General features: G+C 33.1%; 11 protein-coding genes and 1 riboswitch. Of the genes, 1 reads left to right on the top strand and 10 read right to left on the bottom strand.

Annotated elements, in window-relative coordinates; genetic code table 11:
• Positions 1-19 precede the first annotated feature (19 nt).
• On the bottom strand, positions 20-922 hold the full coding sequence (locus tag LPB88_RS01080; RefSeq protein WP_230711971.1) for a sulfite exporter TauE/SafE family protein: 903 nt from the start codon (positions 920-922) through the stop codon (positions 20-22).
• A gap of 313 nt (positions 923-1,235) precedes the next feature.
• Between LPB88_RS01080 and LPB88_RS01075 the strand changes: the two genes are divergently transcribed.
• Positions 1,236-2,018 (top strand): sulfite exporter TauE/SafE family protein, encoded by a 783-nt coding sequence (locus tag LPB88_RS01075; RefSeq protein WP_230711970.1) that lies wholly within the window; start codon positions 1,236-1,238, stop codon positions 2,016-2,018.
• Between the two features lie 88 nt (positions 2,019-2,106).
• On the opposite strand, the gene LPB88_RS01070 is transcribed toward LPB88_RS01075, so the two are convergent.
• From LPB88_RS01070 to LPB88_RS01030, 9 genes are all read right to left on the bottom strand, one after another.
• Positions 2,107-2,517 carry an Rrf2 family transcriptional regulator gene (locus tag LPB88_RS01070; protein ID WP_099710601.1) on the bottom strand — a complete coding sequence of 137 codons (411 nt, stop codon included), beginning with the start codon at positions 2,515-2,517 and terminating at the stop codon, positions 2,107-2,109.
• Between the two features lie 201 nt (positions 2,518-2,718).
• Complete coding sequence (locus LPB88_RS01065) at positions 2,719-3,249, bottom strand: alpha/beta hydrolase (RefSeq protein WP_230711969.1); 531 nt, start codon at positions 3,247-3,249, stop codon at positions 2,719-2,721.
• A 63-nt stretch (positions 3,250-3,312) separates the two neighbouring features.
• Positions 3,313-4,485, bottom strand: a complete 1,173-nt coding sequence (locus LPB88_RS01060; protein ID WP_230711968.1) for a PLP-dependent aspartate aminotransferase family protein — start codon at positions 4,483-4,485, stop codon at positions 3,313-3,315.
• 143 nt (positions 4,486-4,628) lie between these two features.
• Positions 4,629-5,054, bottom strand: coding sequence for an OsmC family protein (locus tag LPB88_RS01055; RefSeq protein WP_230711967.1), 426 nt, complete (start codon positions 5,052-5,054; stop codon positions 4,629-4,631).
• 74 nt (positions 5,055-5,128) lie between these two features.
• Positions 5,129-7,543 (bottom strand): bifunctional aspartate kinase/homoserine dehydrogenase I, encoded by a 2,415-nt coding sequence (gene thrA, locus LPB88_RS01050; RefSeq protein WP_230711966.1) that lies wholly within the window; start codon positions 7,541-7,543, stop codon positions 5,129-5,131.
• Position 7,544: 1 nt separating this feature from the next.
• Positions 7,545-8,534, bottom strand: a complete 990-nt coding sequence (locus LPB88_RS01045) for an alpha/beta fold hydrolase (protein ID WP_230711965.1) — start codon at positions 8,532-8,534, stop codon at positions 7,545-7,547.
• 71 nt (positions 8,535-8,605) lie between these two features.
• Positions 8,606-8,714: riboswitch (SAM riboswitch) on the bottom strand.
• Between the two features lie 187 nt (positions 8,715-8,901).
• Positions 8,902-9,105 carry a hypothetical protein gene (locus LPB88_RS01040; protein WP_230711964.1) on the bottom strand — a complete coding sequence of 68 codons (204 nt, stop codon included), beginning with the start codon at positions 9,103-9,105 and terminating at the stop codon, positions 8,902-8,904.
• Positions 9,106-9,718: 613 nt separating this feature from the next.
• Complete coding sequence (locus LPB88_RS01035) at positions 9,719-10,807, bottom strand: aspartate kinase (protein WP_230711963.1); 1,089 nt, start codon at positions 10,805-10,807, stop codon at positions 9,719-9,721.
• Between the two features lie 220 nt (positions 10,808-11,027).
• The gene (locus tag LPB88_RS01030; RefSeq protein ID WP_230711962.1) at positions 11,028-12,332 is read right to left on the bottom strand and encodes an O-acetylhomoserine aminocarboxypropyltransferase/cysteine synthase family protein; all 1,305 of its coding nucleotides are present in this window, start codon (positions 12,330-12,332) and stop codon (positions 11,028-11,030) included.
• Between the last annotated feature and the right edge of the window lie 9 nt (positions 12,333-12,341).

Genomic DNA, 12,341 nt, shown 5'->3' with positions numbered 1-12,341 from the left:
TTTTCCTTTCTAAAAAATATTACAATAATTTAGATAATGTTTTTAAACTCAATAATATAATTAAAATCCCAACAGCAATCATCATTGGTTTTCTTTTGATTTTATTCAACAAATAAGCCCCAACTGGCGCCGCAATTACTCCTCCTAAAATCAAACCTATAATAACCTGCCAACCGTGAATTCCTCCAAAAAGCATGAAAGTAATTCCGCTTGCAAATGAAACTGCAAACTCAGCGGCATTTACAGAACCTATTGTATATCTTGGATTTCTGCCTCTTCCTAATAATGTTGATGTTACAATTGGCCCCCAACCTCCGCCACCAACAGCGTCCATAAAACCTCCAAACGTGGCCAAAATTCCCAATTTTTTAGTTTTCTTTTTAATGATCTTTTTAACTAAAGCTTTTCTAATAATTATAATTGCCAAAACAATCATGTAAACCGCAATAAATGGTTTTATTACATCACCGTTAATAACATCTGATAATAAATAAGCTCCGATAATTGAACCTAAAACACCCGGAATCAATAAGTTTTTTACCAGTTTTTTGTTGATATTTCCAAATCGATGGTGTGAAATTGCCGAAGCTCCCGTAGTAAACATTTCTGCAACGTGAACTCCTGTACTACTTACAACCGGCGGAACTCCGTAAGCTAATAAAAATGAGGTAGAAGTCGCTCCGTAACCCATTCCTAAAGTTCCATCAACTAATTGCGCAAAAACACCAATAGCAAAAAAGACTAAAAATTCTTGATTAAAACCGCTAACAAATCCATTCCAGGAAAATTCAGCATAATGATTGTAAACTAATGTTGATAGCAAGCCAACCAATAAAACAACAGGTATTACAACCCATAATTTTTCTTTTATTGATACATCTGACTTAACATCAATAGTATTTATTTTTAGCTCGTTTTCCATATTTGGATGATTCGTTTTGGTTTTAAAATCCATTACCCTATCGGGCTAGTAGATTGAGAGGCAAAATTACTATTTATTTCTAAATATCAAAACAATATTTTAATTTTTTACACTTCTAATTATCATAAGATTAACCAAAAGAGCCATTTAAAGAATTTAACAAAACAATTTAATAAGTTAAAAACCATATTTCACTGTATTTCAACAACATAAGTCTACATTTTTTATCATTTCCTAAATACGCCTCTTAATGTCTACCATATCTATAGGATAATTATAAAATTGTCATTATTTTTACTGCAAATTTTTATTCATGGATTTTCAAATAGGTCTCGTAATTGCAGGTTTAGTCGTTGGTTTTGTGGTTGGATTAACAGGTGTTGGAGGCGGCTCTTTAATGACTCCTATTTTATTGTGGTTTGGTATTCCTCCAACGACTGCAGTTGGTACCGATTTATTATACGCAGCTTTTACCAAAATAGGAGGCGTATTTGTACATCATAAAAAAGGTAACATAAACTGGTCCATAACAGGATGGCTTACTTTAGGGAGTGTTCCTGCTGCTTTGCTAACTCTTTGGGTTTTAAACAGCATTAAAACTGACATTACAACTATTAATGCCGTAATAAAATACAGTTTAGGCTGGGCACTGCTTTTTACATCGGTCGCTATTTTATTTAAAAGAAGATTATTACGTTTTTCTCAAAAACATGCCGGCGATAAATTTCATAGTGAAAGTCATACTCAAAATATGCTTACTATAGGAATTGGAGTTTTATTAGGAGCAACTGTAACATTAACTTCTATTGGCGCCGGAGCTCTGGGAACAGTTACGCTATTTTTTCTTTATCCGCTTTTGCCTACTCATCGTTTAGTAGGAACCGAGATTGCTCACGCCGTTCCGTTAACTCTTGTTGCCGGAATTGGACACGCTTCGATGGGAAATTTAGATTTGACTTTATTAGCTCAGTTATTAATGGGTTCTCTTCCCGGAATCTTTATCGGAAGTATGTTAAGCGGAAAAGTGCCTGATTTATTTCTTAGAAACGCCATTGCAGTGATGCTTTTCCTGGCTGGATATAAATTGATTTTTTAAAATAAGTATCCTTTCTGAAAATACAAAAAGACCATTTCGATAAGATTATTGAAATGGCCTTTTTTATGTTTATTAAGAACAGAATTGTTTAAAATGCAATATCTGCCAATGAGTTACTTTCAAGTATTTTAAGTGTATTATCTCTTACCTCAGTCATTAATCGTCTTGCTGCACAGGTTGTTTCGTCATCGCAATCATCACATTTTTCATAAAAGTTATGACTCGCGCACGGAAGTAATGCAATAGGTCCTTCGAGAATACGGTAAACTTTGGCCATACTGATATCTTTTGGATCTTTTATCAGATAATAACCTCCGCCTTTTCCTTTTTTTGCACCAAGAAAACCAGAGTTTCTAAGCAATAATAGAATACTTTCTAAGAACTTAATTGAAATATGTTCACTTTTGGCAATTTCAGCAATTTGTACGGGATCGTTATTTTCTCGTCTAGCTAAATATGTAAGGGCTTTAATTCCGTATTTTGTTTTCTTTGAAAGCATTTTTATATTTTAGATTGCAGAATGTTGATTTTAAATTTGCTAAAATAAACAAGCTGCATATTTTTCTGCAACAAAAATAAGCTTTTTGAACGAGAAAAGTAACAGAATGAACAACCAAGTTCTACCAAATTAGTATAGTTTAAGAAATATAAGCAAAAAATGATTTTTAACCGTACCTTAATTCACAATCACAAACGATTTTTAAAATAAAGATTTTAAAATATCATCACAAATCAAGGAACAATTATTTTCTTCTAAATATAATTGATGATTCTGATTTTGTAGAATTTCATGAGTAAGATTCAAATCCAAAAACCACTTTAAGTTGGGTTTGTTTGGATCTTTTTCTCCAAAATAAAGTTTCAGTTTACAATTTGGAGATTCCGTTTCATATCGCAATCGAGTTGATGAAACGGCAAATAAATGAGAAACTTCTAAAGTCTTTAAAGCTGCTTTCCAGGCAATAGTTCCTCCGATACTAAATCCTAGAATTACCACTTTACCCCTTTCTAATTTAAGTAAATTTTCTACTGCGTTATCAATTCCGTCGTTAAGAAATTGATTGTGGATATCTGTTTCTTTAAGGTTAGAAACATTAATATTGGCTAATTCAAGAACATCATAATATTGAATTTCAAATTTAGACCGTAATAAATCCGTGTAGTTTTTTACCCACTCCGGATCTTTTCCTCCAAATAAATCCGATAAAATAAGCAATCTTGGTTTTACCATATTATAAAGATAAGATTTTAGATATCAGATCAAAATCTAATATCTAAAATCAGAAATCTAAAATTATGCCAGCGCTTGCTTCAAATCAGCAATTACATCTTCTATCGTTTCTAGACCTACAGAAACACGTACCAAACCTTGCGTAATTCCAACAGCTAATTGATCTTCTTCAGATAATTTGCTATGCGTTGTAGAAGCCGGATGCGTAACAATTGTTCTCGTATCACCAATATTAGCTGATAATGAACAAAGTTGTATCGCATTCAGAAATTTTCTTCCTGCTTCAATTCCGCCTTTAATTTCGAATGCAATAATATTCCCGCCCGCTTTCATTTGCTTCTTCGCAATTTCGTACTGCGGATGCGATTTCAAGAACGGATATTTCACACTATTTACATTTGGATGACTTTCTAAAAACTCCGCCACTTTCAAAGCATTTTCACAATGTCTGTCAACACGAACGGCCAATGTTTCTAAACTTTTCGATAAAACCCAAGCATTAAAAGGTGATAAAGCCGGACCTGTATTTCTTGAAAATAAATAAATTTGTCTGATTAAATCTTCGCTTCCAACTGTAACACCACCTAAAACTCTTCCTTGTCCGTCAATTAATTTAGTGGCAGAATGTATTACCAAATGTGCTCCAAATTTTATTGGCTGTTGTAAATAAGGTGTCGCAAAACAGTTATCGATAACTAGAATCAGATTGTGTTTTTTGGCAATATCTCCCAATAATTGCAAATCAATTACATCTACACCAGGATTTGTTGGAGATTCTGCGTATAATATTTTTGTATTAGGTTTAATAAAACTCTCAATTGTTTCCGACTTATTGATATCAAAATACGAAGTTTCGATATTCCATTTTGGAAAATAAGTCATGAACAAAGCATGTGTCGAACCAAAAACACTGCTGGCAGACACAATATGATCTCCTGAATTTAGCAAAGCGGCAAAAGTTGAATAAACAGCTGCCATTCCTGTTGCAAAAGCGTAACCAGCTTCAGCACCTTCCATTTTGCAAATTTTATCTACAAATTCAGTAGTATTTGGATTGCTAAAACGGCTATATATATTTCTTTCTTTTTCCTCTGTAAAAGAAGCTCTCATATCTTCAGCATCTTCAAATACAAAGCTTGACGATAAGTATAATGGCACCGAATGCTCTAAATACTGAGTTCTTTCTAATTGTGTTCTTATGGCCTGAGTTTCAAAACCAAATTCTTGTTCGCTCATTTTAATTTTTTGTTTTTTTTGTTTCAGGTTTCAAGTTTCAGGTTTATACGACGGGTAAAAACTATGATTTAAAACTTAAACAAGTGAATCTTTTTAGCCAATCTGAAAATTATCTAATTTCCTAATTGACAAATTATCTAATTCTATAATGCTTCGTCGTTCAATACAACTTTATATTTTATTGTAGCTGTTGGTTCAATTGTTTTAGAAACTGAACAATATTTCTCGAAAGAAAGCTGCGCTGCTTTTTTTGCTTTTTCAGGATTAACATCTCCTTCTAAATAAAAAACCACATTGATTTCTTTAAAAGGTTTTGCTTCTCCAACTTGAACACGTTCTCCTTCTACCTCAGCATTAAAAGATGTTATTTCCTGACGTTGTTTCTTCAAAATCGAAATCATATCAATAGCACTGCATCCCGCAACTCCCATCAAAACTAATTCCATTGGACTTGCACCTAAATCGCTTCCACCAAATTCGGCTCTGCTATCAACATCAACTACATGACCTCTTTCATTTTTGAGTTTAAAATGAAACGCGTCGTTTACTCTGTTTAAGGTTACTTTCATTTTTTTTGTTTTTTGTTTTTGTTTGAGTTCAAATCAGAAATCCAAACTCTGAACTCTATAATCTAAAATCGATATTACCCTTTATCTGATAATCTTAAAATATCTCCAAAAACTCCTCTCGCAGTTACCGCAGAACCTGCACCGGCTCCTTGAATTACGATTGGACGATCTCCGTAAGATTCTGTATAAATTTCGAAAAAAGAATCAGATCCTTTCAATCCGCCTAAAGCTGTATCTGAAGGTACTGAAACTAATTTTACTTCTAGAATTCCTTTGTCGTTTTGCAAATCTCCAGACAATTCACCAATGTATCTTAATACGTGATTTGGCTTTTGATCGGCTTTAATTTTCTCATAAATTGGATCGAACTCTTTTAACTTTGTCAAGAAATCAGAAACATTTCCTTCACGTAAATGTTCCGGAATTAGATTCTGAATTAAGATTTCTTCGAACTCGTTTTGTAAATCTAATTCTCTTGCCAAGATCAATAATTTTCTTCCCACATCATTTCCGCATAAATCCTCACGCGGGTCTGGTTCTGTGTATCCGTTATCAATTGCTTCTTTCAAAATTTCACTAAACGGAACATCTTTTGCAGAAAAATTATTGAATAAATAACTCAATGTTCCTGAGAAAACTCCTTTTATTTTCGTGATATTCTCACCCGAAAGGTGCAATAATTTAATCGTATCAATTAATGGTAAACCTGCACCAACATTGGTTTCATACAAATAATTCTTCTGGTTTTCTGCCAAAGATTTTCTTAATTCTTTATAGAAACCATAACTTAATGTATTAGCAACTTTATTTGACGAAATCAAATCAAAACTGCTTTCAACCAGCGAAATATAATTTTCTACAAAAGCAGCACTTGCCGTATTGTCAATTGCAATTAAGTTCTCTAAATGATGCTGATTGGCGTAAGCAATAATATCCTCAATTGTATATGCAAGACCTTCTTTTTCAATATCTGTTTTCCAGTTTGAAGTTACGCCATTTTTATTTAAAAGTAATTTTTTAGAATTGGCAATTGCAAAAACATTCAATCGGACATCTTTTCTTTTTTCGATCGCCGCTGTAGATTCTAAAATCTGGTTGATTAAAGTTCCTCCTACTAAACCGTGACCGATAATCGCGATATTAATTTTTTTAGAAACTCCAAAAATCTCCCCGTGAATTACGTTTAATGCTTTATTAAGTTCCGATTTTTTAACTACCAAACTCACGTTTTTCCCCGTAACGGTATTGTTAAACAATATTGGAACAATTTTATTTTTAATTAATGCGGTGTAAGGTTTATGAAAAGTACTCAAATCCTGACCAATAATCGAAATTACCGATACATTATCTGTTACCGTAATCTGGTTTACATCTTTAGAATAAAAGTCGTTTTCAAACTCTTTTTCCAACTCAACCATTGCCAATGTTGCTTTATCAGTTGCTACAACAAGTCCAATTCCTCTTTCTGAAGAACCTTGCGAAATAATACTTACACTAATATTGTGATCTCCCATTACTTTAAAAATTCGGGCATCTACGCCTGATTTTCCAAGTAATCCACGTCCTTCAAGATTTACTAAAGAAACATTTTCTAAAACAGAAAGCGTTTTGATTCCTTCTTTTGTAGAATCTGAAGTAATTAAAGTTCCACGGTTTTCGTGATTAAAAGTATTTAAAATACGAAGTGGGATATTTTTTTCTAATAAAGGAATAATGGTTTTTGCGTGCAAAATTGTTGCTCCAAAATTGGCCAATTCGTTTGCTTCGTTAAAAGAAAGGAACTCGATTTTTTTAGCATCAGCAACCAAATCAGGATTTGCTGTATAAATTCCGTCAACGTGTGTGAAGTTTTGTAATTCTTCGGCATTCAAATAATTAGCGATTAATGACGCTGTATAATTGCTACCGTTTCTGCCCAAAGTTGTCGTATCGTTGTTATTGTTTGAACCAATAAAACCTGTTACAATATTTACTGTTGAGCCGTTATGCTCTTTGAAATAATTGACAACATTTTTCTTGGAAAGCTGCTCCAAAGGTTGTGCGTCACCAAATTTAGAATCGGTTTTTAGCAATTCTCTTGAATCAACAAAGTTTGCCGGAATTCCGTTTTCTTTTAAAATTGCCGTCAGTAATTTAGCCGAAAGCAATTCTCCTTTAGACAAAATCTGATCTTTGATTTTATTGCTGTAATCGCCAATTAAACTAACTCCTTCAAAAAGTTTTTCTAAAATGGTGAACTCTTCAGACAAATCAACCTGAGGATAATCTGAAACCTGATAGATTTTAAAGTTTTCGAATAATGGTTTATAATCTCCGTTTTTAGCAGCGATTTTTAAAATATATTCTAATTCATCTGTAGCATTTCCGCGAGCCGAAACTACAACAGCAATATTTTCACCTTGATTTACTTTATCAGAAATGATTGAAACTACCTTATTAAGTCCTTCTCCATTTGATAACGATTTACCTCCAAATTTTAATATTTTCATTTTATTTTTCTATTGTTTCTGCCTTAAAAATATCGGCAAGTAAATGATCTAATTGTTTGTACTCGATTAAAAAAGCGTCATGTCCGTGAACAGAATCTATTTCGCTGTAAAAAACATTGTCTTTGAACTTTTTTAATTCCTGAAAAGTTTCCCGATTTTCTTTTGGTGTAAAAAACAAATCTGAGTTGATTCCGATAATATGAATCGTTGCATTTGTTCTGGACATTAAAGTTTCAAAATCGTCACTGTTTCTGGTAATATCTATGGTTTTAAGCAATTGGTTCATCAATTTATACGATGACAATTGGTATCTCTTTTGTAGTTTTTCGCCGTGATGTGCCAACCAGCTTTCTATATTAAAAATAGGCAGTTTGGTATTTACTGTACGTTGAAATTTTTCTTTGAATGATTCAGGAGATCTGTAACACAACATTGCATGAATTCTGGCATCTTCTATAGGTCTTGAAGAATTGTTCAGGATTTGCTCTTGCAAGTAGCAATTAGCAATCATCCAGTCTGTCGATTTCCAATCTGTAGCAATCGGAATTAAGTTTTGGGTGATGTTTGGTTCTAAGGCAAGAATTTCCCAGGCGATTCCTCCACCAACAGAACCACCAATAATGGTATGTAACTGACTAATGTTTAAAGCTTCTAAACCTTTTATAAAAATTCGGGCAACGTCTCTCGTGGTAAAATCCAAATAGTTTTCGATTATAAACGAATCGTTTCCGTTTCCGGGAACGTCAAAAGCCAGAATAGTATATTTGTGGGTATCGATTGTTTTTTCGTCGCCAATTAAATCATTCCACCAACCATTCTCTCCGGTTACCTCAGCGTTTCCAGTCAATGCGTGATTGACCAAAACAATAGGCGCACTATGCAATGGCAAACCAGAAAGTGTAAAACTTAACGGTAATGACGGATATAATGCACCACTTTCGGTGATGAAATCCTGAATTATGATGGGACTTGGTATATTTTCCAATTTCAAATCTTTTTATTATTGATTTGTATGTGGAAATATTAGAAAGAAAGTACTAGAGTGAAACTAGAAAATTCTTGTTGTTATCTTTCCACGTTTGGGCGTGGTAGAATGCAGCACCTTCTTCGCTTTAACGAAGGGTTGCTAAGGATTCATCGGGTCTAATCCCTCGTCCTTTCTTTATAACATTTCAATACGTTTTTGAACTTAAAGGTGCAAATTAACTACTTATTTCTTAAACAAACAAATTTTATCGAAACTGATTCCGCAATTTCTTAAACATAATTCAACCAAAAACTATTATACGCAAAAAATTACCGAACAATTTGCCCAGTAAAATTAAGCAGGTTTCCCTTATTTTATAACACTCTTCGATTTAGATAAAAAGTGTTTCATTTTCTTTTGAATACATCAAAAACAATAATGAGTTTGGCTCTTTTTTCTCCGTTACTTTATCCGTTTCTGTGATTCCGAATCTTGGATGTACCAATTCATTTATTGGCGGTGGCGGATTGTTTCTTTTAGCTCTCAAGTTTTTCAATGTTGAAAAAGTTTTTGTTAAGTAGTTTAATGTGCTCATAATATTTAAGTTTATGTTAGTTTGCGTTTTATAATCTTTACTATTTCTTTAATTCTTTGTTATGGTAACCAAATGGAATAAAAAAACCCTTTTGGGTTTTTAATACCAAAAGGGTTTAAGTTTTTAACAACTTATATATACTTTTAGTATCAACAGACGCATACACAAATACGTGCGACATTAAACATCTTGTTCATCTGTAGGGACTTATTCATCTGTGACTTATTTGCTGCTATTTTAAAAAATTCTTGCATTTGTTTAATTTTATAAGCTTTCGAAACTATTGAAACACTTTTGACCTATTCTTCTTTTAAGAATCAATAAGAAATAAAGTTTTTCAACTTTTGCTCCGATTGCCATAACTATATCTAGAATACTAAATCTATTTTTTGGTAATTTGGAGGTGTTACAAATGTGCGAATATTTTTTCAATTACACAAGTGAGGATCAACAAATTAATCTTAAAAAACGTTAAAAAACATCAATTTAACGTTAAAAAACATCTTACAAAATTGGCTTTTATTAAAATGAACGTTAAAACTTACAAAAAAATATGTTATGAACTTTCCTGTTTCAATATATCAAAGAACAACTAACTACTATTAAAAACCACTTACAACCAAACTGCTTCTTTGTTTTTAATTTTTTCAGCCACTTTCAAAATGTCAGTTATTACTCCTCTTGAAATAGCCTGTTTACATGCCGATGCACTTTGAATTACGATTGGAACATCTGCATAAGATTGGGTGTAGATTTCGAAAATAGTATCAGATCCTTTCAATTGACCAATGGCTGACGAAATGGGTTCTGAAACTAACTTGACTTCTAAGGTATTTTTCTCCACATCAAATTCTCCTACATATCTCAAGACATGATTGTCTGCCTGGGTGATTTTTGCAATTTTAAATGATTTATCAACCGCTTCTTTATTAAGAATGCCATTTTTTTCTAAATGTTCATCACTAATAAGAGAATTGATTTTTATATCTGATAAATCAAAATCCTTCCCGATTTCTCTCGTCAAAATCAGTAGTTTTCTTGCCGTATCATTTCCGGATAAATCCTCTTTAAAAGTAGAACGCATTAATCCGAGTAAACTCGCATCTTTTAAAAGCGAAGAAAAAGTAGCTTCTTCTGTTGCAAATCGATTAAAGACATAACTCAGATTGTCTGAAAAGACACCTCGAATCTTTGTGATTTTTTCTCCTGAATAATACAAATCTCTTAAAGTCTGTAAAACAGGAAAACCGGTATCAACCGATGTTTCATACAAAAACTCTTTGTCGTACTTTTTAAGATTTGCTCTAATCTCTTTATATAAGTCAATTGGCAATGTATTGGCTTTTTTATTTACCGCCACGATATTAAATCCGTTTTCGATCAACGTATTATAATGATGAATTAGTTCGTCACTTGCCGTAGCATCTACCGCAATTAGATTCTCAAATTCATTTACTTTGGCAAATTCAATAATATCCTGCACTTTAAAAGGAACTGCCAATTCCAGGAAATTGGTTTCCCAAGCATATCCAACGCCTTCTTTCTCGAAAAAAGCCACTGTTGAATTGGTGATAATTGGAAAATGAAAATCGACATTTTTACTTTCGAGAAAAAACTCCTGACTTTCTATAATTTGATTGATCAAAGTACTCCCGATATTTCCAATTCCAAAAAGGATGATATTTATTTTAAGCTTTGACATAATTTCTAATTTATTGGGGTTTGATTAAACCATATAAGTAATATGAGTTCATTTAATATTGTCAACTTATAATTTAGACACACTGCCGCGCGTCTCTACAAAATGAACTTATATAACTTATATGGTGAAATTTTTTATACAGATTTGCTTTTTATAAAAAATCACCTCTAGCAGAACTCACGCTGCTAAAGGCAATTTTTCAAACAAAAAACAAAAAAACCTAATTTTTATTAATGCTGTATTGCGATTGTGTTACGCTTGTGAAAACGGTTTGCAAATCAGCTATTAAATCTTCGATATCTTCAATTCCAACCGAAAGTCGGATTAAATCTTTTGAAACTCCTGTTTCTAATTGGTCTGCATCAGACAATTGTTGGTGCGTTGTACTTGCCGGATGAATAATTAATGATTTTGTATCACCAATATTTGCCAAAAGTGAGAACAGTTTAGTTTCATCAACTACTTTTTTTGCCGCTTCAAAACCACCTTTTAATCCAAAAGTGATTACGCCACTTTGTCCTTTCGGTAAATATTGTTGCGCTAAATCGTAGTATTTATTATTTTTCAAACCTGGATAGTTTACCCAAACTACCTCATCTTGTTTTTCTAACCATTCGGCTAAAGCCAAAGCATTTTCGCTATGTTTCTTAATTCGGATTGGTAAAGTTTCTAATCCCTGAATGATTTGAAAAGCATTAAACGGACTCAAAGCTGCGCCAAAATCACGTAATCCTTCAATTCTTGCTTTTGCAATAAAAGCGGCATTTCCTAAAGCTTCGTGATATACTAATCCGTGATATCCTGCTGAAGGTTCTGTAAATTCAGGGAATTTTCCGTTAGACCAGTCAAAATTTCCGGCATCAATAATGGCGCCTCCTAATGAAGTTCCGTTTCCGGAGATATATTTAGTCAATGAGTGAATCACAATATTTGCTCCATATTCAATTGGGTTCAATAAATAAGGAGTAGCTACTGTATTGTCTACAATAAAAGGTACTTTGAAGTTTTTGGCTTCCGCCGAAATTCCTTTCAGGTCTAATACATCAAGTTTTGGGTTTCCTAAAGATTCTACAAAAAAGGCTCTTGTATTTTCTTTAGCCGCTTTTGTGAAGTTTTCCGGTTTAGACGGATCTACAAAAGTCGTTGTGATTCCTAAACGTGGCAAAGTTACCTTTAGCAAATTATAAGTTCCGCCATACAAACTGTTTGAAGCCACAATATGATCGCCCGCTTTTAGCAAAGTCAAAAATGTTGTCGAAATTGCCGATGCTCCAGATGCTGTAACGACTGCTCCAATTCCGCCTTCAAGCGCTGCAAGCCGTTGTTCCAAAACATCATTTGTTGGGTTATTTAATCGGGTATAAATAAATCCGGCTTCGGCTAAGCCAAATAAATTAGCAGCGTGATCTGAATTATTAAATACATACGATGATGTCTGGTAAATAGGCACCGCTCTGGTTCCTGCATTTTTAGTAACATCGTGTCCTGCGTGTAGTGCGTTTGTTGCAAATTTTTGTGTGCTCATGATCTTAGT

It is taken from the genome of Flavobacterium sp. JAS, from assembly GCF_020991455.1.
In the GTDB taxonomy this organism is placed as follows: domain Bacteria; phylum Bacteroidota; class Bacteroidia; order Flavobacteriales; family Flavobacteriaceae; genus Flavobacterium.
This window is presented reverse-complemented; position numbering and strand designations above follow the sequence as displayed.